This window comes from Phyllobacterium sp. 22229 (genome assembly GCF_052056495.1).
Lineage (GTDB): Bacteria > Pseudomonadota > Alphaproteobacteria > Rhizobiales > Rhizobiaceae > Phyllobacterium > Phyllobacterium myrsinacearum.
The window spans coordinates 1-26,757 of record NZ_JBQEPA010000017.1 but is presented as its reverse complement, the minus strand read 5'-3'; the positions used below and the strand labels follow the sequence as shown (position 1 = coordinate 26,757).

The following is a 26,757-nucleotide window of genomic DNA, read 5'->3' as shown; positions in this document are numbered from 1 at the left end:
AAGTCTTTCGCTGCCCGCAGAACTTCGGTAAACCACCTTGAAGTCCGATGCAACTAGCGACTCGTGTTGCGGTCGGCCCAAGTGAAAGCACATAGATGATTCTCAGTTTATTCAGCCGTAAGGCCAAAGCAAATGAGGCGATTACCACAGCCCTCTACGATGTGATCGTGGCAGCGGCGCGGCAGCCATACCTCTATTCTGACATTGATGTGCCGGATTCGCCGCTCGGACGCTATGAAATGGTGTCTTTGCACGTCTTTCTTTTCATGCGCCGGATAAAGGGGCGGACACCGGCGCTCAAGATGATCGGTCAGGAAGTGACGGATGAATTCTTCCGGGACGTCGACCATTCCCTGCGGGAGCTGGGGATCGGCGATTCCGGCATCCCCAAGCGCATGAAAAAGCTGGCGCGCATGTTCTATGGCCGGGTGGAATCCTACGATAAGGCGCTCCAGACCACCGACCTTCCGGCCCTGGCAGCCGCCCTGGCCCGCAATGTCCGCCCCGATATGAGCGGATGGACCGGCGCCTCTGCGCTGGCCGGATACACCATTCAGGCCGCGCTGTTTCTGGAAAACCAGCCGGATGACGACATAGCCCGCGGGCAACTGGCCTTTCCCGATGCCGGCACGCAAGCTCTGCAGAACGAAGAAAGGGGAGCAAAATGACACGGAATATCGATGGTGCACTCAGTTTCCCGGTCTCGGTCAAGCGGCTGCCGCAGAAGGGGCTGACCATCAAGATCGAAGCGGACGCGCGCGAGCGCGCGGCATTGCGGGATTTTCATGACCTGCAGGATGTGACGTCCTTCAAGGCCGATCTGCAGATCGTACCCTGGAAGAAAGACGGCATCCGCGTGCGCGGGCTGGTGAAGGCCAGCATTGTACAATCCTGCGTTGTCACGTCGGAGCCTGTCGATGCGGTTGTCAATGCGGAAGTGGATACGCTCTTTGTTCCCGAAAACTCCAAGCTGGCGCGTCTGCCGCTCGATGAGAACGGCGAGCTGATCATCAGCGCCGATGGTCCTGATATACCGGAGACATTTTCGGGCGATACGCTGGACGCCGGTGCGATCGCAGAGGAGTTTTTCGAGCTGGCAATTGATCCATACCCGCGCAAGGAGGGCGTGCCGGATGCGCCCATCGAAGTCGTCTTCGGTGACGAGGATACGGCCGAGAAGCCAGTCAGTCCGTTTGCCGGCCTCAAGGACTGGAAACAGAAGCCTTGATTGTGACGATTTCCTGGGGCTGACTATCGAAATGCTGCCCTGATGGGCTATAACAATGGAAAATACCCGAAAAGGGGCAGTGTTTTTCACAATGATTCCAGTCTATGTGCCGCAGGTCCGGCAGATTCCGGTTGTACAGCGACGGAAATTGACTATTTTCGCCGAGTCTTTGAGCAATTGATAAACCCAGCAAGCATACTCACTGAACAGGACAATCGAGAGTGATCAGAATTTCCATTGATGCCATGGGCGGTGATTTCGGTCCTGAGATCGTCATTCCCGGTCTGGCAACGGCGCTGGAGCGCCATCCTGATATCCGGTTTGTGATCTTCGGTCGTGAGGAAGAGGTAAGGCCGGTTCTCAACCGCCATCCCACGCTTGCAAGCTCCATATTTCACCACTGTGACGTATCGGTGCGTATGGATGAGAAACCCAGCCAGGCCTTGCGCAACGGCCGCTGGAAGTCATCCATGTGGCGCTCCATCGAGGCGGTAAAAACAGGCGAGGCGGATGTCTGCGTATCGGCAGGCAATACCGGCGCGCTGATGGCCATGTCGAAATTCTGCCTGCGCACCATGGCCAATGTGGAACGCCCGGCCATTGCCGGCATCTGGCCGACATTGCGCGGCGAGAGCATCGTGCTCGATATCGGCGCGACCATCGGCGCCGATGCGCAGCAACTGGTCGACTATGCCGTCATGGGTGCCGCCATGGCCCGTTCGCTGTTCGAAATCGAGCGCCCGACGATCGGCCTGCTCAATGTCGGGGTGGAAGAAATCAAGGGACAGGACGACGTCAAGGATGCCGCGCGCATTCTGCGCGAGATTCCCCTGCCAAGCCTTGAATATTACGGCTTCGTCGAAGGTGACGACATCGGCAAGGGCACCGTCGACGTGGTGGTCACCGAAGGGTTTACCGGAAACATCGCGCTGAAGACGGCGGAGGGGACGGCCAAGCAGTTCGCGCAGTATCTGCGCGATGCCATGGGCCGCACATTGATGGCCAAGATCGGCTATCTCTTCGCCAAGGGCGCATTCAATCATCTGCGGGAGAAAATGGATCCGCGCAAGATCAATGGCGGCGTGTTTCTCGGGTTGAACGGCGTTGTCATCAAGAGCCATGGCGGAACCGATGCGCTGGGCTTCGCCTCTGCGGTCGATGTCGGCTATGACATGGCGCGCAACAAGCTTTTGAGCAAAATTGCCGCGGATCTGAGCCATTTTCACAAAAGTCCGGTCGGTGTCGCGTTTCAGGGCGACGCCGAAAATGATTCAGAAGCTGAGATAGAGCCACAGGCGTAGGAAAAATAAATGATCCGGTCCGTTGTTAGAGGTGTTGGGGCGGCCAAACCGGCGCGTCTGGTCAAGAACGCCGATCTGGAAGGTATTGTCGAAACCAGCGACGAGTGGATCGTGCAGCGGACGGGCATCCGCCAGCGCTATATTGCAGGCGAGGGCGAAACAACCGCATCGCTGGGCGAGGCGGCCGCACGTGCAGCGCTCGACAATGCCGGGATGACGCCGGATGACATCGATCTGATCATTCTGGCGACCTCGACGCCTGACAATACGTTCCCGGCCTCCGCCGTCGATATTCAGGCGCGCCTCGGCATGACCCACGGCTTTGCCTTCGACATGCAGGCGGTCTGCTCCGGCTTTGTCTATGCCATCAGCACCGCCGATCTCTATATTCGCGGCGGCATGGCCAAACGCGTTCTGGTCATCGGTTCGGAGACATTTTCCCGGCTTCTCGACTGGAATGACCGCACGACCTGCGTCCTGTTCGGTGACGGTGCCGGTGCCGTCGTGCTGGAGGGCAATGAGGGGCGCGGCCTGACATCCGACCGCGGTATTCTCACCGCAAACCTGCGGTCCGATGGTTCGCACAAGCAAAAACTCTATGTGGATGGCGGGCCTTCCAGCACCCAGACCGTCGGGCATTTGCGCATGGAGGGCCGCGAGGTTTTCAAGCATGCGGTCGGCATGATCACCGATGTGATCGAAGCCTCGTTCTCCGAAGCCGGCATCACCGCCGAGGATGTCGACTGGTTCGTGCCGCACCAGGCCAACAAGCGCATCATCGACGCATCCGCCAAGAAATTGAACCTCGCCGAGGAAAAGGTGGTCATTACGGTTGACCAGCATGGCAATACCTCCGCGGCGTCCGTTCCCCTGGCCCTGGCAACAGCGGTTGCCGACGGGCGGATCAAACAGGGCGATCTTGTCCTTCTTGAAGCCATGGGCGGGGGCTTTACGTGGGGTGCAGTTCTGCTACGGTGGTGACGGTCCGGTTGGGTCAGCAGTTTGTTTTATCAACTGTTTTACCTGCTTGCCCTATCGGATTTGATCCTATAACTTCCGCTTCCACCTTGATAGTTTTGCAACAAACGAGAGCTTAGAGATCGTATGGGGGGTAAGACCATTACGCGCGCTGATCTGGCCGAAGCAGTCTATCGCAAGGTAGGGCTTTCGCGCACGGAGTCAGCTTCACTCGTCGAAACCATTCTCGATGAAGTATGTGATGCCATTGTTCGTGGCGAAACGGTCAAATTGTCATCGTTCGCCACGTTTCAGGTCCGGGACAAGAACGAACGCATCGGCCGTAACCCGAAAACGGGCGAAGAGGTTCCCATTTTGCCTCGCCGGGTCATGACGTTCAAAGCATCCAATGTGCTCAAGCAGCGCATTTTGCGTTCGCATCAGGCACGCAAGAAGAAATCCGCATAGCGGATTTATGCGGGGGCTTCGGCTTTCCCAGCGAGATTGCTGTGGGGCAATCTCGCGTTGTACTTGAAAACCACTTGATAAACCGCTGAAATAGGCGTCGAATCAGATTTTCTCCTGAAAGGGTGAAAACATGGACAAGAGTCCCGACGCTTTTAGAACCATCAGTGAAGTTGCCGAAGATCTCGATCTTCCCCAGCATGTTCTGCGTTTTTGGGAAACGCGTTTTACCCATATCAAACCGATGAAGCGCGGCGGCGGGCGACGGTATTACCGCCCGCTGGATGTCGATCTTCTCAAGGGTATCCGCCATCTGCTGTATGATCAGGGCTATACGATCAAGGGCGTGCAGCGGCTTTTGCGCGAAAATGGCGCGCAATTCATCATTGCGCTCGGCAGCGGCGACACGGCGGCAGCCGAGGCCATCAGCCAGCAGAAGCAGGCGGCCGTTCGCGAGGAGGAAGCGCATTCCGCCGAGCAGGAACGTGCCGACGCGGCGGAAGAAGCCGCCATCATGGGATCGCCGAAAGCTTCGTCCCATGGCCGGCGCCTCTTTGGTCTGATTAAGGGCGATGATGACGGGCCGGTGGCTGCCGACGGCAAGCGGCTGTCAAAGGACAACCGGACCCTGCTGCAGGAAACGCTTTTCGACCTCCTGGAATGCAAGCGCCTCTTGGATCAGGTCCGCTAAGTCAACCACGCAATTCGCGCCCGCCAACAAAAAACCCAGCTTCCACGGGGAGTGAAAGCTGGGATTTGGGGTTGGCTGTGGGGTTCAGCCTAGCTGGTTGGGGGACCAGTTTCAGGAAAACGGCGCTGCCCGCAAAAGGTTCCAGAACATTTTGAGAAAAATCTGGAACAGATTTAACGGGCCAGCATGCCGATAACGATGCCGAGGCCAGCAATGACCATCAGCGTCGACACGGAATTCCGGGTCTGAATGTCGCCGATCCTGCGGGCCTGATGGCCGACAGCGCGTGCTGCACGCCGTCCGCCGTCCTTGATGGTGTCAAAGGCCGATGAATCATCGCCTTCGAGATCATCAAGCAGCTGCACGCCCTTGTCAGTGAGCGTCTGCGTCAGCGCGGCCAGATCGCGCTTCAGATCCTCGATTTCACGCTGCAGACGCGCGCGATCGTCATCGGTGGGGATTGGTTCAGCACTATCCATGGCCATCACCCTTCTTCCTTAGCGTCTTGAAACAAGCCCGATGAGCAGGGCCGCGCCTGCTACGATAGCAAGGGTTGCCAGCGGGTTCTCCTTGGCTGCGTCGGCGGCATAGCGCACCTGTTTGGTGGCGGCGCGTTTCACATCATCCAGCTTTTCTCCGCCCATGTCGGCGAGGTTGGCCGTCAGTCTGGACACTTCCTTGCGCAAGGCGGCGATCTGCGCCTCGACGTCGTCCTGAATATCATCGGTATTTTTGGAAAATATTGCCATTCTTTATGCTCCTGTGCATGACAAGCCTATAACGGGCAGGGGCCGCTTAGGTTCCCCGGTGAATTGCCGGGCCGCCATATGCCTGGACACAGAATAAATGCACTCCGCCGGAAACTTTCCCGATCAAGCCCTCGTTCTTGTTTGCATTCCCCACAACGGGGAGGCAAACGTGGAGCAATACAATGGGTAAATTGACTGCAGGCATTTTCGCCGGATTTCTGGCGGTTACGGCACTGAGCGGAGCGGCATTGGCGAAGGACAACCCCATGGTTGGCGGCGCGCCCATGTATGCCAACAAGAACATCATCGAAAATGCGGTCAACTCCAAGGACCACACGACACTTGTCGCCGCGGTCAAGGCGGCCGGACTTGTCGAGACATTGCAGGGTAAGGGTCCCTTCACGGTTTTCGCGCCCACCAACGAAGCATTTGCGGCATTGCCCAAGGGCACTGTCGAAACGCTGTTGAAGCCGGAAAACAAGGCAACTCTGACGAAGGTGCTGACCTGCCATGTGGTGGCCGCTGACGCCCTGTCAGCGACAATCGCCAAAATGATCAAGGATGATGGCGGCGCCCACAAGGTGAAGACAGTCGGCGGCTGCGTTCTGACGGTCAGCGAGAAGGGCGGCAAGATTGCGATCAAGGACGAGAAGGGCAATGTCGCCCATGTCACGATCGCAGATGTCAGGCAGTCAAACGGCGTCATTCACGTGATCGACAAGGTTCTCCTGCCAAAATAAGACAGCGGCGAACGCTGCCCGGCATACCCCTGCATGCCCGTTATCGGCGTTCCGATAACGGGCTTTTTGCTTGGCCGGTCAAAACCTACTTGGTGTCATGCTTAAAGCGCCGGTGGCTGAAGCCGCCTTTGGCCAGCCGCAGGATTGAAGAGAGTTTTGTCGGATCGCAGGCGATCTTCGGAATTTGCTTGCTGACTTTCTGCATCGTTTTGGGCGAGGCAGGCTGTGCGTGATGCGGCGTGTGAAGAATTGCTTCTCCCATAGTTCATTCGCTCCCTGACGACGTTCCGCTCCCGGCCCATGCCGGAAACCCAATGCTGTGGCTGGTATGCGGATATCACGGGATCATACGACGGACGGTCGATCCTTGCCTGGATCATTCTATGGAGAGGTCAGTCAATTCCTGCCGCTTACACCCGGCGCGAGGGTTTCGCCTGGTAGGCCAGCAAGACAATCACAATGACTGCAAGCAAGAAATCAAGATCACGCATATCCGCAACCTCCTGCATTCCAGCGGGGAATATAGCGGGAAACGAGCCGGTTTCCAAATCACAACATGTCGACCTGACGGACACGCAGCGCAGGGGCACCGCACATGTAAAAAACGGTGAGCCGCGAAGCCCACCGTTTCAAAAAATGACGTGACTGGAGATCTCATCATCGCAGTTCGGCAATGCAGTCCTTCTCCATTGCCAAACACAATTCATAGGTTTGTTGGGCCAAGGCCTGAGTATCCGGGGACAGGCCCCGGATACATCTTCAAATCCTGAAAGGATTAGAAGTTGCGCTGGAAGCGGATCATGCCGCCGAATGCATCGTCGTTGCCGCCCTTGGCAATCGATACATCCTTACGATGACCATCAAACTTGGTGTAGCTGATTTCTGGCGTGATCGTGAAGCCAGGAACGAGCTCGTAAGCAACGTTCAAAGTGCCAGCAACAGTGCCTTCGGATTCGTATGCAACCTGTGCATTGACAGTTGCCTTATCCGAAACCTTGGCGGACAGACCGCCCCAGACAGCCCAGTCGCCTTCCCAGCGGCCGAACCAGTTCAGGCTGCGTGTGTGGCCAACCGAGTAGTTGTCGTCGAAGTTGGACTGATAGCCACCCATGACGAATGCCTTGACGGTGTCGGTGAACTTGACGTCCAAACGAACCTTACCGGCCCACTCTTCGATAACCGAGTCATAAGCTGCAACAGCCGAGATGCCGCCCCAACCCTGCTCGTACTTCACACCGCCGATGACATGCGGCATGTAATCGTTGATGCGGTAGTCGTGCGAAACACCATCGTTGTCGGATTCGGATTCGCCCTGTTCAGCAGCGATCATGGCCGAGAAACCGTTGCCAGCTGCGAAGGTGTAGCTGACCTGGTTGGATGTGCCGGACTGGTAGTTGATCACGTCGTCGTTGATGACGCTGCCGGCATAACCGGTCCACGAACCGAAGATTTCGTCAGCAACACCGATGCGGAAGCCGCCGAGTTCGATGAATGCATTCGGAATGAGGCCGCCGCTGTTGGAACCGTTCGTGTAGTTGAAACGTGTTTCAATGTACGAACGCAGTGTGCCGAGTTCGGTTTCCGAACGGGCATCGAAACGAACGGTAGCGCGTGTGCGCATGTAGTAGGTGCCATCGTCGCCACCAGCTACGTCATTGATGTGGCCGCCGGTGTATACGCTGTCGCCGCCCTTGATGTCAGCGCGCAGGTAGCCGCCGATCTTCAGGCAGGTCTCTGTGCCAGGAATGTAGAAGAAGCCCTTGCCGTAAGCATCGCAAACGCGAACGTATTCGACAGCTTCAGGTTCGGCGACGACAACTGCGTCAGCAGCGCGCGCACCGGTTACTGCAACCAGAGCTGCAGCGGAGCCGAGAAGAAGGCTCTTAATGTTCATTGTTGCTCTCCATGAGATTGGTAGTGACAATCCGGTATTCTGCGACTTTGGTCGTAGAGTCAAATGTCAAATTACAAATCTTTAATGCCGGGAGCGATGGGATTTTTATTGTTGCGGATTTGCAACTACAAGTTAACGTATGGTTAATATCAAGTATATTCATAATGAATACTATAAATCACAAGCATATCATGATATTGTAACAAAATTGTGATAGGGCGTTGAAATATTAATCAGGTTTTCGTTTGGTAATTCCGCGAGGGCCAGTCCGGTGGGAAACCTCGTCCCACCGGGTAGGGCTAATTGAGGATATCGAAGAGGGAAAACAGCATCAGCTCCACAAGGGTGATAACCCACAGGAAAAGAATCAGGAAATCCGTCAGTTTCTTCGCGATGGAACCGCTTCGCTTCACAATCAATGACCAGCCCGCATGAATTTTCGCTCGAGACTTCGCAAAGGAAGATTGCCGGGCAATGACGGCGAATGAATTTCCGCACCGGTGCCGCGGGATCCGTGTTCGGCTGTCGCTTGCGGGAATATCGGGCGGCCACGTCTGTTCGTGGCAGCGGGTGAGACGTCAATCAGCCCGCCCGACCCTATCCTGAAGTTGATAGCAGTCGCGCCGTGCCCTTGCGGGCCATTTGCTTGTGGCTGATTCTGGGCTGGATTGATACGCCGTTTAACAAGCAGGCGCCAGCAAGGCACCATGCAGACGAGGCCCGGTAGCCTGCCTTCATCAGTGTCAGTTACCGAGCCTCCAGCCGCGCAAGAGCGCTGCCCCGAAAATGTGAGGCCTCGACCTGTAACAGTCAAATCACAGTTCCGTCCGCAAAAATCCGGATTATCTGTGCGATGTCAGAAGTTTAATTCTCGCCTTCCGCCGTATGCGCCTGATCAGCGCCTGCACATCGGTTGCGCAATCGAGAAAATTCATCTGGGCAGCGCGACTTTGCTCCTCCGCCTGAACGATGATTTTTTCTTTGCAGCTCTGTTGCCCCAGAAACTTAATTCTTGTTCGCATGTTCCGCACCCCTCGTGTCTTATGACTTTTTTTGAGAGACGTAATATATGCAATGATTCCGGATAGTTTGGAACATATCTAATGTTCGAATGCCGGGCCGGACGTACACGAAACGGTGAATAACATATGGGGACAGGCCTTTATGTTGGACACCTCACTTGAAAGCGAGGAGGGCGGAGATTTGGTGTTGACGCAGGATGACTCGACTGCCCAGGCCCTGGTGGTCGTCGATGTGCAAAAGGCCTTCATCACGGGGGCGGACGCTGTTCCGGATCATCGGCAGCTTCAGGGCGCGGTGGAAATACTTCTTGAGAATGCGCGCGCGGCGAATGTGCCGGTTATCTTCCTGCAGAATGACGGTGTTCCCGGCGCTGTTGACGAGCCCAATAGCGATGGCTGGCAATTGTTCTTCCCGCCCGGCGTGCACGAAGCGGTGGTTCGCAAGTCGGGGGATAATGGTTTTGACGGCACCGGGCTTGAGGATATGCTGCGGCGGCATGGCGTCCGGTCGATGGCGATCTGCGGCATGCTGTCGGAAATGTGCCTGGCCGCGACAGCGCGAGCCGCGCTGGAAAAAGGATTTTCGGTGATCCTTTCCCATGATGGCCATGCAACCTATGATGTACCGGCTGGTCCGGGCAATTCGCAGGCCGTCCCCGCACGGATGGCGGCGCGGGCGGCGGAATGGTCGCTGGGCGACGAAATCATCCTTCTGGCCGCCGCGGGCGATGTCCGCTTCGAGGCGGTTCGCCGCGCGTAGGATCAGTCATCATCGCAACAAGAAGGCTGCAGCAACGTCATCCTTTCAATGTCTTCGCGACAGGGTTAGCGCAAGAGGCGCAGGATGAGAGCGCTCGCGGCAACGCCAAAGGTTCCGCCTGCCGCCTTTACCACGGCATCCATCAGCCGGGCGTGCCGGGTAGGGGCAAGCATCTGCGCCAGCTCGAACCCGAAAGCCGCACCGACCACCAAAACCAGGATGAGCAGCCACCGCCGCGGATAGGCTGCGGCAAAGACAAAGCCCAGCACGGCAAAAGCGCCAAAACGCTCGACATTGACCGGCAGGCCGCTCTCGGGCCGCAGGCTGATGGGATCAACAGTGATGAAAAGTATGGCGGCAAACAGCAGCCAGGCGGTGATTTGAATGAGCTTCATTCATATCCCATAGCGCATTCAACGTGCGGTTCCAATCCTGTTACAATCTGCAATTGAAGATGAAACAGACTTCGCGTGGCAATGGGATCGAACGGGATGCCGCATGGTGCCCGCATTCTTCGGGTGAGGCCCGGCAAGGGGCATCGGGGGGTGATGGGAATGCCGAGCCTCCGTTGCCCGAAGGTGACAACGTGCGGGTGATAACACGGGAAGCTGAGCAGGAGATTATCCGAACCTGAGGCGAAACTGAGATGCGGGCGCGGTCTTGGCGAGGGTATGTCCGCCCGCGGCTATTTTGCCGTTGCGGCCGATATCCGTGCATGCAGCCGGGAGCGATTCGGCCGGTTGCCGTTCCGGGAGCCATGGGATTTTGCCGGGGGTGATACATCCCTATCTCATGCGAAACATTAGTTTCAAATACTGGCAAATATTGGGGTTTCCCAATGTCTTTTTCTACATGTATGGGCAAATGTGATGCGCAGATGACACAGATGGTGTCAAAGCGGATGCAACCGATACCATTTTAGGTTGCGCAATCAGGTTGTGACGCCGTACTGAAATATAGTTCAAAATTTGAATCAATATTTTCAGTATCGGGGGTTTATAGCTTGAACCAGAAATCAGTGATCGCCACAAAACTGTTGGCCTCCACCGCACTCGTTGTCATCGCTGACCTGTTCCTGACCTCCCAAGCGCTTGCTGTCTGCGCACCGGCACCCGTCACCGGCGGAACAACCACGTGCGACACCAATGGTATTCAGAGTGCAACGGTGGGCACTGGTCCAGGTTTGAACAATGCAACTGTGAATGTTAACCCCAATGCCCAGATTAATTCTGACGGTTTGAATGCCATCAGCTTGGGCAACAATGCCAATATCACCATTGGAGCCAATGCGACCGTTCAGAACAAGGCCATAACTAATGGCGGCGGAAATTTCGGAACAGGTCGAAATACCGTTGAATTCGGCAGCAGCGGCACATTGACGATTCAGGCAGGTGGCCAGATTCTCTCGACTGGAACTGCTACCAATGCCGAAGCGATCAATGTGCACGGCTTTGGCAACCGCATCGTCAACAACGGATTGATCCAATCGAACTCAGGCGCTGCGATCTGGTTCGAGGACCAGGTCAACGGCGCGCCGAACGTCATCGACAATTACGGCATCATCCGGACACTGGTGAACGGCGGCAATTCCAATGTTATCGGCAATGGCGGCACAAGCGATGTGAATTTCATCAATCGCACCGGCGCACGGGTCGAGGGAAATCTCACATTCGGCCGCGGTAACGACAAGCTGACACTCGAAGCCGGGTCGGTCATCACCGGCAGTTTCAACGGCGGCGGCGGGACAAATGCGCTGGTGCTCGATGGCGGCGCAGGCTCGCAGGATGTTCTGGCCGGAAACATCAGCAATTTCCAGACGCTTCTCAAGACGGGCGACGGGCGCTGGACGCTGTCGGGAACGATCGGCAACAATGGCGGCGGGACGCAGCTGGCGGTTACCGTCGGCCAGGGCACACTGGCGCTGACCGGCAACAACAGCAGTTTCAACGGCAGTGTCACCGTCAACGGCCCTGGCACGCTCGAGGCACGCGCCCAAAGCCTGCCGCCGACAGTGACCAACAACGGGCTGGTGCGGTTCGCCCAGCCGGATGCCGGAACCTATACCGGCCTGATCACCGGCACCGGTGCGGTGGAAAAAACCGGCGCAGGCGTTCTCACGCTCAGCCCGGCAGCCGCAGGCGGAAACACCTATTCCGGCGGCACCCGGATCAATCAGGGGACCATCGCAATCAGTGCCGATAACGCTCTCGGTGCTGCGGCCGGTCCGCTGACGTTCAACGGCGGCACGCTGCAATTGAACACGAACCTCAATCTGTCGGCATCGCGCGCCATCACGGTCAATGCGCCGGGCGGCACGATCGACACGCAAGCATTCAATTCGACGGTATCGCAGGGAATAACCGGGCAGGGCGCCCTGACAAAGGCTGGATCCGGCACGCTGACGCTGACCGGGAGCAACAGCTATGGCGGGGGCACCACGATATCAGGCGGCACCTTGCAGCTTGGCGATGGCGGAACATCCGGCAGCATCACAGGCAATGTCGCCAACAACGGCGCGCTGGTGTTCAAGCGATCCGACACGGTCAATTTCGGCGGCGTAGTCTCCGGCACCGGCACTCTGCTCCAGAGCGGTTCCGGCAACACGGTGCTGACCGGCACGAACAGCTACACCGGGGCAACGACCGTTGCCACCGGCAGCCTCTACGTCAACGGCAACCAATCGGCAGCGACCGGCCTGACCACGGTCAACAACGGAGCCAATCTCGGCGGCACGGGCACCATCGGCGGCAGCGTTGTGATTGCCGACGGCGCGCACCTTTCACCCGGCGATCTCGGCACCGTGCCCGGTACGCTGACAATCAATCAGAACCTTTCGCTCTCGTCGGGCTCCATTCTCGATTACAGTTTCGGCCAGGCCAACATCGTCGGCGGTGCATTCAACGATCTGACGAAGGTCAAGGGCGATCTCGTTCTGGATGGTACGTTGAATGTGGCGACCACATCCGGCGGCACGTTCGACCCCGGTGTCTACCGGGTGATCAGCTACAGCGGCGCCCTGACCAACAACGGCTTGAACATCGGAACCATTCCGTCGCCCGACTTCTATGTGCAGACATCGGTGGCCAACCAGGTCAATCTGGTCAACACCAACGGCCTCGTGCTGAATTACTGGGATGGCAATGCCGGACCGAAGAACAACGGCGCCGTCAACGGCGGTGACGGTGTCTGGCAGAATTTTACCGGCAATGACAATTGGACGGAGCAGACCGGATCGGTCAATGCGCCGTTCCAGGATGCCGCGTTTGCCATCTTCATGGCCAAGCCGGGGAACGTTACGGTCGACAACAGTCTCGGCAAGGTCAATGTGTCGGGCATGCAGTTTGCTTCCGATGGTTACGTCGTCAATGGCGATGCCATCACGCTGGTGGGCGCGCCGTCGTCCGTTGTCCGCGTGGGTGACGGTACGTCCGACGGCGCGGGCTATACCGCGACCATCAACGCCGAACTGACCGGCAATTCGCAGCTCGTCAAGACCGACCTCGGCACGTTGGTTCTCAACCATGCCAACAGCTACACCGGCGGGACAAACATCCGCGGCGGCACGCTGCAGGTGTCCAGCGACAGCAATCTCGGTGCGGCAGCCGGAGGCCTGACCTTCGACGGCGGCACGCTCCACACCACCAAGGACATTACGACATCGCGGGCGGTCAACACGCTGAGCACCGGAACGCTGCTGACCGATGCGGGAACCACGCTGACATTGAACGGTTCGCTCAGCGGGGCAGGCAGCATCACCAAGGACGGCACCGGCACCATGCTTCTTGTCGGCAACGCCACCAACAGCGGGCCGACAACGGTCAAGGCGGGAACGCTGGTTGCCGGCGGAACCAATGTGTTCAGCGCGGCCTCGGCCTATACTGTCGCCGCCAATGCGGCCGTCGATCTGAAGGGTTATGATCAGTCGGTGCAGTCGCTGAGCAATGACGGTCTTGTAACATTGGGCGGCAAGCCCGGCACCGTCCTTGCCATGTCAGGCGGCTACACCAGCAACAACGGTACGATTGCGCTCAACACGGTGTTTGGCAACGATTCGTCCGTGACCGATCTCGTGAAAGTCGGTGGTGACACGCAGGGTACATCAACCCTGAAAGTGACCAATATCGGCGGCAACGGCGCAGCAACCGTCAACGGCATTAAGGTCGTCGATATCGCCGGTGCTTCGAACGCGACCTTTGCGCTGGCAGGAAATTATGTTTTCCAGGGTCAGCAGGCGATCGTCGCGGGCGCCTATGGCTACCGGCTCTACAAGAATGGCGTGACCACGCCGACCGATGGCGACTGGTATCTGCGCTCGAGCCTGACCAACCCACTCACGCCGCCCGTTGTTCCACCAGTGGTTCCACCTGTTGTACCGCCGGTGGTGCCGCCTGTTGTACCGCTTTATCAGCCGGGTGTTCCGCTTTACGAGGCCTATGCGCAGACGCTCCTCGGCCTCAACGGGCTGCCGACATTGCAGCAGCGTGTGGGTAACCGCTACTGGATGGGCGCCGGAAATGCCGCCATTGCGCAAGGCGACGGGCCGGGAACGCCGGAAGCCGAACCGCTGCCGTCGAACGGAGGCACGACCCGCGTCGATGGCCGGGCGATCTGGACCCGCATCGAAGCGGCCCACATGACCGCCGAGCCGAAGACGTCGACCAGCGGCACCGACTACAAGTATGACATCTGGAAGCTGCAGTCGGGCGTTGACGGAAAGCTGTACGAAAGCGATGCCGGCACGCTCATCGGCGGCATCACGGTCCATTACGGCAATGTCTCCGCCGATATTTCATCGGTTTACGGGACAGGCACCATCGATACCAACGGGTATGGTTTCGGCGGCACGCTGACCTGGTACGGCCAGAACGGCTTCTATGTCGACGGCCAGGCCCAGGCGACATGGTTCGACAGTGATCTGAAGTCTGATACCGCGGCGCGGACCATGGCCGATGGCAATAACGGCTTCGGCTATGCCTTCAGCCTCGAGGCGGGGCAGCGCATCGCTCTCAACCAGCATTGGACACTGACGCCACAGGCCCAGCTGTCCTATTCCGCCGTGGATTTCGACCGCTTTACCGATCCGTTCGGTGCGCGGATATCGCTGGACAGCGGCGATAGTCTGAAGGGCCGCCTTGGTCTTGCCGCCAATTATCAGAATGCCTGGGCCGACAAGTCCGGCAGAATGGCACGCACCAATGTCTACGGTATCGCGAACCTCTACTACGAATTCCTCAACGGCACACAGGTTGATGTTTCTACAACCAAGTTTGTCAGCGGCAACGAGCGTCTCTGGGGCGGTATCGGGGCTGGCGGCAGCTTCAACTGGGCCGATGACAAATATTCGATTTACGGCGAGGTTTCCGTGAATACCAGTCTTGCCAATTTCGGCGATAGCTATAGCTTGAATGGAACGACCGGTTTCAGGATCAAGTGGTAACAGTATGATAAAGCGATTGGGACTTCTGGCAGGCACCCTCCTTATGTGCGGTCAGGCCTATGCGCAGGCTCCGGCCTCCGCCCTGCCGGGCGGGGCCTCCTCGATACAGGAGACATTCCAGGATTGGCGCGTTGCCTGCGTGCAGCAGGAAGCGGCCAAGCATTGCGCCTTTTCACAGCAGCAGTCGCAGCAGAATGGCCAGCTCGTTCTGAACATCGAGTTGGCGATTCAGGGCGAAAAGAATGCCGCGGGCAATCTGGTGCTGCCCTTCGGTCTGGCGCTGGCATCGGGTGCAACCCTGCAGGTCGATGACGGCAAGCCGGATGCGACCTTGCCATTCAAAACCTGCCTGCCGATCGGTTGTATCGTTCCGCTGTCATTCGATGCGGCGAAGCTGGCTGCATTGCGCAAGGGGCAGGCGCTGAAGATCAATGCGGTTGCCAGCGTCGACAACAAGCCAGTGACGCTGAGCGTATCGCTGAAAGGGTTCGCCGAGGCCCTGGACAGGGTTGCGGTGCTGGGCAAGTAAACGATTGTACCCAGGACAAGACCGCTGCTGGCGCACGGCTCGCGTGCCCATGCAAGGCGAGGCCCAGCGCAGCACCTTGTGAAAAGCAGGCACGCACTGGACCCCGTTGCTTGGGTTGCTCAAGCGAAGCTCACTTGCCAAAGGCGTTTGTCACAATCAAGCCGTCATATGCCAAGACCGGCGCTGCCGGAGCATTCCGTTCATTCAACCGCGGTAATGGACCCGGTATTTGTCTTCGATCGGCTGTCCGACCGTCGCCTTGACCCCAAGGACGAAATGGATCGAGATGATCTTGTCCGCCTCGACGCCCGCTTCCGACAGGGCCGTATTCAGCGCTTTGAGTGTGGCGGCGACTTCCATCTCCTTGACCGGTATCTGCTCGTTCGTTGTCATCATGCGTTCCTTCACGTAACGGGAAATGCCCTGACCATTGTCCGGCCCGGCGTGTCTGCCCTGGGCGCCGCTTATGCGCGCCATATCAGGCCTGTTTCATATATCGTGCGCACATACATTGGCATAATACAATAAATGCCGTATTCTCATAGGTATAGACTATGAATTGACCGCAGGCCGGTGTCTGCGGCAATATTTGCGGCGCTGGCTGCACGGAAAAGGGATATCACCGCCATGACTCTGTCCGGCCTGTCGCTGCGTGATCTGGAATACGCCATTGCGGTTGCCGACCTCGGCAGCTTCGGCAAGGCGGCCGAACGGTGCCGGGTTGCGCAACCCTCGCTGTCGGTTCAGGTCGGCAAGCTCGAGACACGGCTCAAGACAGTTCTCTTCGAGCGCACGACGCGGCGGGTGATCGTCACGCCGCAGGGGCAGGAACTGATCGGGCAGATGCGCCGTGTGGTGGGCGAGGCGGGACGGCTGCTGGAGCTCTCCGTCCGTTCCGGGGAAGCTTTCGGCGGCACGCTGCGCCTGTCGGCCATCGCCACGCTCGGGCCCTATTATTTCCCGCGCATTCTCCAGAGCTTGCGCGCGCACTACCCGGCGCTTGCCCTTGTGCTGGGGGAAGGGCGTACCGGTGATCTCGTCACGGCCCTGCTGCGCGGCGACCTTGACGCCGTGCTCATGTCGACACCAACGGGAGAACCAGCTTTGTGCGAAATCCCGCTGTTTCACGAGCCGTTCGTCATGGCCTGCCCCGAGGGACATGCGGCGACCCTGTCCGGCGCCGCCGGATGGCAGGGCCTGTCCGCCCATGAGCGGCTGCTGCTGGAGGAAGGGCACTGCCTGCGGGATCAGGCCATTGCCGCCTGTGCGGAGATCGACACGTCCAGCCGGCATGCGACCAGCCTGGAGACACTGAAATACATGGTTGCCGCGGGTGAGGGGTGCACGCTGTTGCCCGTCCTGGCGGAAAGCGAAGTGCATGGGCTGCGCTACCTGCCGCTGCGGGGCAGCGAATATGCGCGCACCATTGTTCTGGCCTGGCGGCGCAGCGATCCCCGGATACAGGAGTTCGAGCAGCTCGGCGCCACCCTGCGCCGGTTTCAACACCCTGCGATCCAAACATTTGCCTGAGCGAGGGCAAGCGTCACGGGCAAACTGCCTGCACCCGGCCACTCAGCCCAGGCAATCTACAGATTTACACAGGCTGATGCTTTTGTGTCATGTTGCCATTGGGATTGCAGCTTATGACGAAGGGGAATGAGAGGATATGGAACAGGGGGAGTTCGTTTCGTGAACGCACGTCTTTCGCGGATAGCTTGTGTTTTCTTCAGCCTGAGCTTCATGGTTGCGGGGTCTGCCACGGCGCAGGAGGCGGCTCTGCCCCTGTCAGGCGACCTTGCCGAGGTGTGTGCGCCCGATCCGCAGCATCCCCCAAGCCTGTGGAAGATCAGCAAGAAATTGGATCAGGGGGCATGGCGGTCACGCTTGTCCTGTGATGCCGGCGCTGCTTCTTCGTCCGAGCCAGTGTTGCGCCTCGCCGTGCATGCAGGTGACGCCGTTGAAAGGGAGTCCGACGAAAAATCGACGGAACGCGTGGAAATCCAGATGCGAAAGGAAGTCATCAAATTCGATGAGCCGACCTGGTACCGCTTCCGGTTCCGCCTTGAACGTCCCTGGCAGGGCATCGGCAACCGGACGGTCATCCATCAGGTAAAACAGAACATTCAGGCGGGCGACGAGAAGCCGCAAGGGGCGTGTCCCGCCGCCAATCCCCTGTTCAAGGTCGAGGCCCGCCCGTCGGCCACGGGGGCGGATTTCCTGGTCAAGGTGCGCGGAACCACTGACTGCAACCTTGGGGAATCCAGAATGATATGCGGTCCATGGCATCTGGACCTGGAGCACTGGAATGATGTGAAGGTCATGATCAAGCCAAGTCTAAAGGAAGGCGCGAGCCGGGTAGAGGTCTGGCTCAACGGACGCGGTTGCGATCCCTATACCGGGCTTCTCGGCTATCCCGATCACGGAGCCCGCGATAGTTCCGGCCGCCCGTTCATCGACGTCCAGCCGCGCTTTGGCATTTATCGCGATGCCCTGCCGGACAATGTGCAGTCGATTGATTTCACGGGTATCCGGTTTTGGCCCGCAAATCCGGCAGGCGATCCCTCGTGGTCCGAAAATCCGTTGCCGATGCGATGATGCCCGCTCATCAGGATCGCTGTTCCCATCTTAAGGCATTCCTAGGGTCAGGACCTATTAATCTGGTCGAAATGGTACGCGGCCATTTGTTTGGATACAAGGAGCAAAGGCGATGGGAATGTTTATCCATTCTCAAGTCCTTTGCGACGATGGAGCCGGGCAAATGGACCGTATCCTCCGGACGCCGAAACGGCTGCAAGCTGCAGTGTCGAGCTGCTCGGTCGGGGGAAAAACCCCGCCCTTCGCATCTCTCCTCGCATCTTCTTGCCGTTTCAGGCGCCATTTCGATCATATTAATGGGTCCTGACCCTAACTATCCAGTTGGGAAGCGTCACGGGATTCTCTAATTCTTGACGACTCTTCGCTAGGCATCTTTTCGACAAAGGAGCGGGTGTCTATGCGCGAGGAAATTTCAGGATTCAGTGTACCAGGATGGCGTCTGACGCGCTGGTTGGCCGATGCTGGATCCAATGTGCCTGGTTACATTCGATCGGAATTGATTGCGAGCCTGTTCGGGACCTTGCCGATCTTTGCCGGAGGCGTGATCAACACAATTCTGGTGTCGGCATTCATTGCTTACAGGATACCGCGGCCGGAATTCATCTTCTGGCTGGGCTGTGAATTGCTGATTTGCAGCATGAGGCTCGTGGTGCTGCTTATAAGCCACAGGAATGCCAAAGCGGGCAAAGCCACGCCGACCGACATTTATATTCTGCTGGCCTTGGCCTGGTCGGGCGCTGTCGGTTACGGCTGTTTTATTAGCATGATGAGCGGGGATTGGGTTGCGGCAACGCTCGCCTGCCTGTCTGCCGGCGCCATGGTGGGAGGCATCTGCTTTCGCAATTTCGGCGCGCCGCGTCTTGCCTCTGTCATGATCATCTTAAGCCTTGGACCGGCTTGCCTCGGTGGAGCGATGTCTGGCGAGCCAATCCTATATGTCACGCTGCTGCAAATTCCGCTTTATCTCATCAGCATGGCCATGGCCTCGCATAAGCTCAACGCGATGCTGATCGCGACAAAGCTGGCCGAACGCGAAAATGAGCGCCGGGCAAATGAAGATGCCCTGACGGGACTGCTGAACCGCACCGGTTTGCTGGCGCACATCAATGACCGGTTGCCTACGCTGCAGCGGGATCAGACAGGCTTTGCCGTGCTTTACCTCGATCTGGATGGGTTCAAGCTCGTAAACGATCAATATGGCCATGCAAGTGGCGACGAGGTCCTGTTTGAGGTGTCGCGCAGGATATTGTCCAATCTCGGGCCTGACGATGCAGCGGCACGCATTGGCGGCGATGAGTTTGTCATCGTGAAAGCAAGCGGCGATGAGCAGGAGCTGACGGCGTTTGCGGCATCAATTTCTGAAAACATAGGTGCGCGCATCCGCTTGAATGCCGGCAGCTGCGTGGAAGTGGGCTCCAGCATGGGCATTGCCATTGCGCCGCGGCACGGACATGCGGCCGGCGTTTTACTGGATAAGGCCGACAGGGCCCTGTACCAGGCAAAGGCTGCGGGAAAGAAGCGATACGCCATCGCGGCATAGATCCAGCCGGATATGGCATATCCCCAGTCGATTTGAGACGGGCGAGGAGGTTCAGCTCGCCCTGTCTTCGTGTGACCGCCGGTCAGGCCTCGGGTTTGTGGCAAACCATTTCAATGTTGTGCCCGTCCGGATCAATGACGAAAGCGGCATAGTAGTTCGCGTGGTAGCGCGGGCGCAGCCCCGGAGCGCCATTGTCCTTGCCGCCCGCCGCCAGAGCGCCCCGATAGAACGCCTCGACTTGCTGGCGATTCTCTGCCGTGAACGCCAGATGAAGGTGCGCCGGCTTCTCCTCGGTTTGGTACAGGCACAGGGAAGCCTTGCCCTCCGGGCTGAGCTCGGCACCCTGTGCCGGTGTCGTCCCCTCTGCGATGACAGCGACACCGAGCGGTTCGAGTGCCTTGAGGTAGAACGCTTTGCTGGCTGCATAGTCGCTTACGCCGAATTTCACATGGTCAAACATGGCTTCTCCTGAAGTGTGTGGGCCTGGACGCGTCCGCCGAACCCGGAGCGGAACAGAGCGTCATGCGCCTCCTGATCGGGATCATAGCAGCAGTCCTCGATCAGGCGCACATCGTAGTCCGCATCGCTGGCCCAGGTGACGCTGGACAGAACGACGCCGGTGGTGCTTATCCCGGCCATAACAAGGGTGCTTACACCGCGTGTCCGAAGATCGGCGTCGAGCGATGTGCCATGAAAAACGCTGGCCCGCGGACATGCATAGAAAAGATCACCCGGTTCGATCGCAAGTCCCGCAACGGGGCGGTCGGTGCGAAAATGTCCGGACGATATATAGGGCGAAATCTGGCGGTTGCTCGGCGGCGGTGCGTGTTCATAGGCTTCACCCAGCGAAAAGTTGGGGAACAGCAGCGGCCGTCCGGTGGCGCGCCAGCGCCTGATCAGGTCGTTGCACCGATCCAGCAAGGGCGATGGCTGCTCCCCGAACAGGATTGCAAACACGTCGGCTTGATAGTGCATAATGACGAGGGCCGCTCTCTCGATATAGCGGCCCTGGAAATCGATCAACATCAGAATCCTCCAAAATGAAATCCGAATTCCGCATTCGAATCATCCCGTTTAGCGCGGCGAGTATGAGGGAAGGATGGGGAAGGTAAAGAAATCCGTGGGACTTCCTGTGCTGAAAACAGCCATGCCGTGCATTTGTGTGCAGTTTGTTCTTTTTCTTCCAAATCGGCTATTGCCAAAAAAACCCCAGTATTCTAGGGGTTCGGCACCGGCGGAGCGTAGCGCAGCCCGGTAGCGCACTTGACTGGGGGAAATGATGCCTCAGCCTATTTTCTGGTTCTCTTTCAATTCGTTAGCCTGATCATCCTTCGCCTGTGCGGCGTTTTGGGTGTGATTCATCGCATTGAGCAGATCACTTTGGGTCACGTGCGCATATTTCAGCGTCGTATTCATGTCAGAGTGCCCAAGAAGGTCTTTTACCAACCGCAGATTACCGGTTGCTCGCAGTAGCCGCGTGGCGCAGGTGTGCCGCAGATCATGAAAACTGAAATCCTCAATCTCGGCATTGACAACGGTCCGCTCAAACGTTGACTTGAGGCCTTCGCGCGTTATTGGCCGCAGTTCATCGCGGGGGGCTTTGTCTGCGCGCTTGCTGCCATAGGTAAATACCTTGTCCTTTGCCATGGGTAAGGGGCGCAGCAGCGAATACACAGCATCAGAGACGGGAATGGTTCGGGTCTTCTCTCCTTTGCCTGTGACGCGCATCTGACGATTGGTCCAATCAATCTGTCGCCATGTCAGGTCAAGACATTCCTGCATACGGCATCCAGTTAAAAGAGAGAATCTGACGATGGGGTGATAGTCCGCCCTCAGTTTAGCGAATAGTCGCGTTTCCTCATCTGGCATGAGTTCCCGAACGCGCTCTTGCGGTTCTTTCAGAAGCAATTTGGCCCATTTGATCTTGTTGACTTCCTGTCCCCAGGTATCGGCAGCACGTGCCAAAAGAGCCCGCATGGGCTGGGTTACGGATCGATTGACCGTTGACGGCTGAACATCTTTCTCAGCCCGGCGCTTGCTGATCAGTTTTGCAATATCTGCATCGGTGATGGATGAAATGAGCGTGTTCTTGCCGATCTGTCTGTCCAGCCAAGCAAATACCGTCACGGTCGTGTCGCTGTTCACATGAAATTGGCCGACTTCATCCCAGTATCGGCCTGTTGCCTGCCCCATGGTCATCGGTTGGCCTGACTGGATTGTCAGGCTTTTGATGCGCCGCTTTTCCGATTCCTCGAATTGCTCAGCTTCTCGCTTCGTCGTTTTGCCAGTATTTCCTGTATATCGGTTACCTTTGACGCGGAAATCGTAGCTGTAGAACGGTGCGTTACGGCGCTTGAAGATCGGCATTGCGTTTGCTTCCTTTGAGCCTTGAAGGCCTCCAGATCAGAAGGATCGTATCGCCGCACTGTCTTGTTGCCACGTCCGATATTGATGTACGGCAAATCTCCATCCGCCATGAGGTGGAATAACTGACGGTTGGAGATGCCAAGTTCATTCGCGGCCTGCTCTGGTGTCAATAGGGGCATCGATCATTCTCCCCGCTGTTCTCATTGCTCACCGTCTTCCGCTCCTCCTCTACAAGAGGGCTGGCTGCGAGGGCGGCGGATAGTGTTAGTTTGACTTTCTCCCGGCAACAATCGCAGTGACAGCCGTTACAGGCCTCAATTATATCACGGATCATTGTCTTGCTGGGCTCTTGCAGGGCCACGCGGATGGTGGCAATGGCTGCCTTGGCACGATCTCGCGCATTTATCCTATCAATCTCTGCCATCATAGTTTCATGGCCGTCCTGATAGTCCTCCGTGGCGAGAAACCATACTTCTTGGTTTTTCGTCTTTGAGGTGTCCCGTATTGAATGCCTATTATTCTTCTTGTCGTAGAAACCTTGGATTACCCATTGGGTGCGCTTAACGGCATGTTCAGCCCGCGCCACCTTCTCGACCAGTTCTTCATACGTTACCATTGGAAACACCTCTCTTTTCCCAATGAGGCCTGCGAAGGCTCCTTGAGGTAAACCACAGTGCTGTGGATGTTCCATTTGTGTGGGTGATCTCAAGAAACCACCTTGATCCGCCCATGTTCTCAAGATGAGCGCCGCCTAAGCCGACAATCTCGTCAAGGGTGCCGTCTTCGTTGAATTCGGTGCGGTCAATCATTTGCCTGCACCATGGGCCTTTAGACCGACTGATCGCGCTGCGTTTAGGGTGGCCATCGCATCGTGCGATCCACCGTTGTCTGGATGGGCCTGTTTGGCTTTCTCGCGATAGGCCGCATTGATTTCATCTGGTGTCGCTTTGGAGTGGACACCCAAAGTTTCCCACCAGCTATCTGCGCGAGGCGCAGGCAGAGCTTCGAAGGCGGAGAATGCACGTTCGAGCATGTCCGATGCTCCCCAACGCTCTATGCCTCGCATCGCCTCAATGGTTTTCTCGATTGCCCTGACGTTGTGCCGGACACGGTTCCATCGGTCACAGGCAAAAACCATCTGCTTTCCCTTGCGCTCGAAATATACCGCGACACCTACATCGGAAGGTTCCGATTGGTTCGCATAAGGAAGGCCATCACGCCGGAGCGCCACGTTTGTGGACACGACCACGTATCGACCACCGAGCAGTCGGATTTGGTCAACGAGGCCGTCGCGGGCAATAGCCATGGAAACATCGAATCTGGAGGGCTGCGGATTTTTCGTCCGGGGCCATCCTGTCGGCCAGTGAAGCGGAAATGCTTCTGCTGTCATTGCTGACCTCCATGGGCTTTGAGGATGGCCTTGATCTTGGGGCAATTGGCGAACGCAGCGCGAATTTTGGCGATCGTTTCTCGCGTGGATGCGCTAACCTCGCGATCCGGCCCAGTCAATTGCTCTAGGCGCGCTATTAGCTGGGAGTGGGTCATGTCAGCCACCAGATTATGGCGTTGCATGCAGACAAGGTGAAAGCTACGAATGCTGCTTCAAAAAGTAGTTGTTTACTCATCATTCACGCCTCCCAGCTGCGCGGGCGCGGAGAGCCAGCGATATTTCATTGGGAACAGCGCTCATGAATTCGATGCTGCATTCAGGAGATACGAACGCACCAGTAGCCGATGCACATTTGGAGATTATCTCCCGTAGAGCCATATTATCTGCCGCTAACTCACGCGCCTTTGTATTCCAGAACCGCCACAGATCTTCGTTTGTCGCCTCATCTCTCTCAGCAGCGAGTGAATGGATGAAATCGGCAACTTCTGTGCAGGCCATCTCCAGCCGTTCCACCATAGTGTTTACATCGGTCATGATGGCCTCCGGGAGTACCAAGTCGTTTCGTTTGGCCCGACAATCGAATAAGAATGCTGGCAAAGTCGGTGCATCAGCCTGTCAGCTAGAGCAGTGGCCTTGGTAAGCAGACCGTCGTGATCGGTTGGGAAGCGCGGATAGTTGATCAGCCCAACTCGAAAGCCAGATTCCTCGCCGCCGGTATAGATGTAGTCCACCGGCTCGATAGTGACGCAAAGGCCGACCTCGAAGCAATGTTCACGGCAGACCTGCTTAGCTTGAGCGATATCGCCAGCCATGAAGATTTCGAAGCGGATTGATGGGGCAGTGATGGTCTGGATCATGCTGCATCCTCCGCATCTTGTTCTGCCAAGTGGCAGAATAATGAGCATTCAACGTTCGGCTCCTCGTCGTGATTTCCACGCGATGGGTCGAGATCATCAAGCATTATCCGAAGGCCAGAATCCCTCTCGCGCCAGAACCCAGAACCAGAGCCAAGCCGACGCTGCAAAACTGACATGCGTTCGAATACCTCTGGAAAGTCTCTGCGGATTTTATTCCAATATCCCATGCCTCCTTTTGGGCATCCAATACAATTATTGTTGTGGTAGCCTAGTTTGTACATTCTAGGCAGTTCGATACCCGATCGTTCGATCATTGCGAGACAATCACTTTTGCTCAAACCAGCTTCAATTAGAGGCGTTTCGAATGTGATTTCAAAGTTTTGCTCGCGGAACCTGTCGGCCCGATCTCGCTCTTCAACGGTATACCCAAACACAAGGATATCGTCTGGTTCGGCAAAACTATAGGTAGGCTCGCGCTTCAAGAGTCCAGTGCAGGCCGCACCGTGCTGAGAAACAATGAAATTCGAAGCATCCCATACAGCCCAAGTGTCTTCGTATTTCTCAGACTTAAGCGTAATGATCTCGTGATTAAACCAACGTTGGCAATCAGCAAGAAAACGTTTGTTGTCTTCATGTTCAGATCCGGGGTCACTGTAGGTTATGACGACCCTGTCGGGGTTGTATTTCCTCAAGGTCAACTTTGTGGCAACTGCTGAGGCAGCTCCACAGGAGAAACGGCAAACTACTCGGCTCATGTCAGCGGCCCTCCAGAAGCGCGAGGATATCATCGGCTATGTCGTTCGCTGCCGCCTCTCGACAATAACCATCGCGGTCAAACTCATCTTTCTGGCCGAATTTTTGGCCAAACCGATTAGCTATCTCCGCACACTCGCGTATCGCCTGCTCGCGTACTTCGATAGGTTGGGCGTAAAGATGAGTGCCAACTGGAACCTTTGCGGCCTCGAATGTCGCCATTGTGAAGCCACTCGTTCCGGGCATGTTGCCAGCTAGTCCCGCCGGTTCCTGTAAGCAAGGAACGGAGAGGGCGGAGAGGATGCGAGCTTCGTAATCGGAGAAGCAATCACTCTGTGCCTCATACAAGTGCCCACGTTCTGGGCCTTCCCACTGCTCAATCTTGTCGTTGACGAATGTTTCCATGCATCCAACATGACGACCGCCATCTATATGAACGTAATAGGTTCCGATGATCGTCTTTGCGCCGTGGGTGTAATTATTTGTATGATCAGGCTCCCACCACTCCAGCGACTTCACTGTCACGTTACCCATGGTTCTCACCCCCGTTCTCAGGAGAGAGGGCGGCGAGAACACGGGCGGCAGTGTGAAAATGATCCGATAACATCCGCACGGTGGTGTAGTTTTCCGTTTGCTTAGCAACGCCTTCGGTGCTGATCCGAGCAAACGGTGACAAAGCTTTACTCAATGCCGATATGGTTTCTTTCTTAGCCCTTGTGATGTAGCCGAGAGGTTTTGAGGTGATGGTGTAGGTATCGCTATAATCCTTTCCGGGCCTACCAAAAGGATGCTGTGAACATGTGGATATTTCGGTATCAGTCTGGCCAAGCTCCTTGTGCAGTGTATGCTCCCAAGCAACTACCCCTACCTCCCGCAACCCCTCTTTCTTCCTCTGGCATTCAGCGAGGGCGGCTTGCCAGCGATCACGATCAGCTGTCATCTCGTCCAGATTGTATTCGAGGCTGGCCCTTTCGTTCTGGGATTCATGAAGTTTGACGAGCTCTTGGTTATAGTCGTCAACAGCAGCGCTAATCAGTTCATTGGCTTTGCACAGTTCTTCATCTCGCTCAGCAAGGGAGGCTTCGGCTTCGGTGGCGCGGTCTGTCTGTTCAATACGTCTGTCATCCGCATCTTGCACGATGCCAGCGAGTTCCTTCTCGCGACGTTCCGACGCCGCTAGTTTGGCGGCAAGGCTCACCATAGAGAACATATCTCCATCCGTAGTCTCAGCCAAAAGCTCTTCTTCATCGGAAAGACGCTTGATACCTGCCTCAAATTCCTCGACCCGCTTCTCAGCTGCTTCCGCTCGGCCCTCCCAATGGGACATATAATCCATGACACTTGGATTTCTAACGGCAATCTCTGCTATCCCTGAACTGGTGAAATGATCTAACTCGCGCTGCAATTCATCCCGTTCCGCCTCAAGCTGTGCAATGGCAGATTGGTGGTCGATGAATTTGACATAATCACCAGAAGCGCTAG

Annotated in this window: 29 protein-coding genes and 1 pseudogene; 13 read left to right on the top strand and 17 right to left on the bottom strand. The window is 57.0% G+C overall.

Annotated elements, in window-relative coordinates; all coding sequences use genetic code 11:
• Positions 1-95 precede the first annotated feature (95 nt).
• From ACTJJ7_RS19620 to ACTJJ7_RS19595, 6 genes are all read left to right on the top strand, one after another.
• On the top strand, positions 96-668 hold the full coding sequence (locus tag ACTJJ7_RS19620; RefSeq protein WP_440968553.1) for a ubiquinol-cytochrome C chaperone family protein: 573 nt from the start codon (positions 96-98) through the stop codon (positions 666-668).
• Positions 665-1,228 (top strand): YceD family protein, encoded by a 564-nt coding sequence (locus tag ACTJJ7_RS19615; protein ID WP_440968552.1) that lies wholly within the window; start codon positions 665-667, stop codon positions 1,226-1,228. Before ACTJJ7_RS19620 ends, ACTJJ7_RS19615 begins: the two co-directional genes overlap by 4 nt.
• Positions 1,229-1,449: 221 nt before the next feature.
• Positions 1,450-2,529 (top strand): phosphate acyltransferase PlsX, encoded by a 1,080-nt coding sequence (gene plsX, locus ACTJJ7_RS19610; protein ID WP_105735593.1) that lies wholly within the window; start codon positions 1,450-1,452, stop codon positions 2,527-2,529.
• A 9-nt stretch (positions 2,530-2,538) separates the two neighbouring features.
• Positions 2,539-3,510 (top strand): beta-ketoacyl-ACP synthase III, encoded by a 972-nt coding sequence (locus ACTJJ7_RS19605; RefSeq protein ID WP_105735591.1) that lies wholly within the window; start codon positions 2,539-2,541, stop codon positions 3,508-3,510.
• Between the two features lie 123 nt (positions 3,511-3,633).
• Entirely contained in the window at positions 3,634-3,954 is a 321-nt protein-coding gene (locus ACTJJ7_RS19600; protein ID WP_091883889.1) for an integration host factor subunit alpha, read from the top strand.
• A gap of 130 nt (positions 3,955-4,084) precedes the next feature.
• A complete protein-coding gene (locus ACTJJ7_RS19595) occupies positions 4,085-4,642 on the top strand; it encodes a MerR family transcriptional regulator (protein WP_105735590.1) in 558 nt (185 codons plus the stop codon).
• A gap of 173 nt (positions 4,643-4,815) precedes the next feature.
• Here ACTJJ7_RS19595 and ACTJJ7_RS19590 read toward each other — a convergent pair whose 3' ends face one another.
• Both ACTJJ7_RS19590 and ACTJJ7_RS19585 read right to left on the bottom strand, forming a co-directional pair.
• Positions 4,816-5,127: a hypothetical protein gene (locus ACTJJ7_RS19590; protein ID WP_165401803.1), complete on the bottom strand. Its 312-nt coding sequence runs from the start codon at positions 5,125-5,127 to the stop codon at positions 4,816-4,818.
• Between the two features lie 12 nt (positions 5,128-5,139).
• On the bottom strand, positions 5,140-5,391 hold the full coding sequence (locus ACTJJ7_RS19585) for a DUF883 C-terminal domain-containing protein (RefSeq protein WP_105735586.1): 252 nt from the start codon (positions 5,389-5,391) through the stop codon (positions 5,140-5,142).
• Between the two features lie 266 nt (positions 5,392-5,657).
• On the opposite strand from ACTJJ7_RS19585, the gene ACTJJ7_RS19580 reads away from it, so the two are divergent.
• Positions 5,658-6,131: a fasciclin domain-containing protein gene (locus ACTJJ7_RS19580; RefSeq protein WP_245421178.1), complete on the top strand. Its 474-nt coding sequence runs from the start codon at positions 5,658-5,660 to the stop codon at positions 6,129-6,131.
• Between the two features lie 85 nt (positions 6,132-6,216).
• On the opposite strand, the gene ACTJJ7_RS19575 is transcribed toward ACTJJ7_RS19580, so the two are convergent.
• Positions 6,217-6,393: a hypothetical protein gene (locus ACTJJ7_RS19575; RefSeq protein ID WP_158531326.1), complete on the bottom strand. Its 177-nt coding sequence runs from the start codon at positions 6,391-6,393 to the stop codon at positions 6,217-6,219.
• A gap of 513 nt (positions 6,394-6,906) precedes the next feature.
• Complete coding sequence (locus tag ACTJJ7_RS19570; protein WP_105735582.1) at positions 6,907-8,025, bottom strand: porin; 1,119 nt, start codon at positions 8,023-8,025, stop codon at positions 6,907-6,909.
• Positions 8,026-9,234: 1,209 nt separating this feature from the next.
• On the opposite strand from ACTJJ7_RS19570, the gene ACTJJ7_RS19565 reads away from it, so the two are divergent.
• A complete protein-coding gene (locus ACTJJ7_RS19565; RefSeq protein ID WP_440968551.1) occupies positions 9,235-9,807 on the top strand; it encodes an isochorismatase family protein in 573 nt (190 codons plus the stop codon).
• 65 nt (positions 9,808-9,872) lie between these two features.
• Here the strand turns inward: ACTJJ7_RS19565 and ACTJJ7_RS19560 are convergent, their stop codons facing one another.
• A complete protein-coding gene (locus tag ACTJJ7_RS19560; protein WP_245457717.1) occupies positions 9,873-10,202 on the bottom strand; it encodes a VanZ family protein in 330 nt (109 codons plus the stop codon).
• Positions 10,203-10,810: 608 nt separating this feature from the next.
• Here ACTJJ7_RS19560 and ACTJJ7_RS19555 point away from each other — a divergent pair.
• Together ACTJJ7_RS19555 and ACTJJ7_RS19550 are read left to right on the top strand one after the other, a co-directional pair.
• Positions 10,811-15,244, top strand: a complete 4,434-nt coding sequence (locus ACTJJ7_RS19555; RefSeq protein ID WP_440968550.1) for an autotransporter outer membrane beta-barrel domain-containing protein — start codon at positions 10,811-10,813, stop codon at positions 15,242-15,244.
• A gap of 4 nt (positions 15,245-15,248) precedes the next feature.
• Entirely contained in the window at positions 15,249-15,773 is a 525-nt protein-coding gene (locus tag ACTJJ7_RS19550; protein WP_245421165.1) for an invasion associated locus B family protein, read from the top strand.
• A 204-nt stretch (positions 15,774-15,977) separates the two neighbouring features.
• Here the strand turns inward: ACTJJ7_RS19550 and ACTJJ7_RS19545 are convergent, their stop codons facing one another.
• Positions 15,978-16,250: a hypothetical protein gene (locus ACTJJ7_RS19545; protein ID WP_440968549.1), complete on the bottom strand. Its 273-nt coding sequence runs from the start codon at positions 16,248-16,250 to the stop codon at positions 15,978-15,980.
• A gap of 150 nt (positions 16,251-16,400) precedes the next feature.
• Between ACTJJ7_RS19545 and ACTJJ7_RS19540 the strand changes: the two genes are divergently transcribed.
• The 3 genes from ACTJJ7_RS19540 (at position 16,401) to ACTJJ7_RS19530 (ending at position 19,908) form a co-directional block, all read left to right on the top strand.
• Complete coding sequence (locus ACTJJ7_RS19540; RefSeq protein ID WP_440968548.1) at positions 16,401-17,303, top strand: LysR substrate-binding domain-containing protein; 903 nt, start codon at positions 16,401-16,403, stop codon at positions 17,301-17,303.
• Positions 17,304-17,462: 159 nt separating this feature from the next.
• Complete coding sequence (locus ACTJJ7_RS19535) at positions 17,463-18,368, top strand: heparin lyase I family protein (protein ID WP_440968547.1); 906 nt, start codon at positions 17,463-17,465, stop codon at positions 18,366-18,368.
• A gap of 397 nt (positions 18,369-18,765) precedes the next feature.
• A complete protein-coding gene (locus tag ACTJJ7_RS19530) occupies positions 18,766-19,908 on the top strand; it encodes a diguanylate cyclase (RefSeq protein ID WP_440968546.1) in 1,143 nt (380 codons plus the stop codon).
• A gap of 82 nt (positions 19,909-19,990) precedes the next feature.
• Here the strand turns inward: ACTJJ7_RS19530 and ACTJJ7_RS19525 are convergent, their stop codons facing one another.
• From ACTJJ7_RS19525 to ACTJJ7_RS19475, 11 genes and pseudogenes are all read right to left on the bottom strand, one after another.
• Positions 19,991-20,368 (bottom strand): VOC family protein, encoded by a 378-nt coding sequence (locus tag ACTJJ7_RS19525; RefSeq protein ID WP_130269143.1) that lies wholly within the window; start codon positions 20,366-20,368, stop codon positions 19,991-19,993.
• Positions 20,353-20,934 carry a cysteine hydrolase family protein gene (locus tag ACTJJ7_RS19520; protein ID WP_440968545.1) on the bottom strand — a complete coding sequence of 194 codons (582 nt, stop codon included), beginning with the start codon at positions 20,932-20,934 and terminating at the stop codon, positions 20,353-20,355. The genes ACTJJ7_RS19525 and ACTJJ7_RS19520 overlap by 16 nt, the downstream gene beginning before the upstream one ends.
• Positions 20,935-21,192: 258 nt before the next feature.
• Complete coding sequence (locus ACTJJ7_RS19515; RefSeq protein WP_440968544.1) at positions 21,193-22,275, bottom strand: tyrosine-type recombinase/integrase; 1,083 nt, start codon at positions 22,273-22,275, stop codon at positions 21,193-21,195.
• A gap of 71 nt (positions 22,276-22,346) precedes the next feature.
• Positions 22,347-22,454, bottom strand: a pseudogene (locus ACTJJ7_RS19510) (helix-turn-helix domain-containing protein); the annotation flags it as partial.
• Entirely contained in the window at positions 22,442-22,891 is a 450-nt protein-coding gene (locus ACTJJ7_RS19505) for a hypothetical protein (protein ID WP_440968543.1), read from the bottom strand. The pseudogene ACTJJ7_RS19510 and the gene ACTJJ7_RS19505, both read right to left, overlap by 13 nt.
• Positions 22,892-23,080: 189 nt before the next feature.
• Entirely contained in the window at positions 23,081-23,665 is a 585-nt protein-coding gene (locus tag ACTJJ7_RS19500) for a J domain-containing protein (protein ID WP_440968542.1), read from the bottom strand.
• Between the two features lie 234 nt (positions 23,666-23,899).
• On the bottom strand, positions 23,900-24,199 hold the full coding sequence (locus ACTJJ7_RS19495) for a hypothetical protein (protein ID WP_440968541.1): 300 nt from the start codon (positions 24,197-24,199) through the stop codon (positions 23,900-23,902).
• Positions 24,196-24,522: a hypothetical protein gene (locus ACTJJ7_RS19490; protein ID WP_440968540.1), complete on the bottom strand. Its 327-nt coding sequence runs from the start codon at positions 24,520-24,522 to the stop codon at positions 24,196-24,198. Before ACTJJ7_RS19490 ends, ACTJJ7_RS19495 begins: the two co-directional genes overlap by 4 nt.
• Entirely contained in the window at positions 24,519-25,277 is a 759-nt protein-coding gene (locus ACTJJ7_RS19485) for a hypothetical protein (protein WP_440968539.1), read from the bottom strand. Before ACTJJ7_RS19485 ends, ACTJJ7_RS19490 begins: the two co-directional genes overlap by 4 nt.
• 1 nt (position 25,278) lies before the next feature.
• Positions 25,279-25,809, bottom strand: a complete 531-nt coding sequence (locus ACTJJ7_RS19480) for a hypothetical protein (protein ID WP_440968538.1) — start codon at positions 25,807-25,809, stop codon at positions 25,279-25,281.
• Positions 25,802-26,757, bottom strand: a 956-nt coding sequence (locus tag ACTJJ7_RS19475; RefSeq protein ID WP_440968537.1) for a hypothetical protein, incomplete at its 5' end; no start/stop codon positions are given. The genes ACTJJ7_RS19475 and ACTJJ7_RS19480, both read right to left, overlap by 8 nt.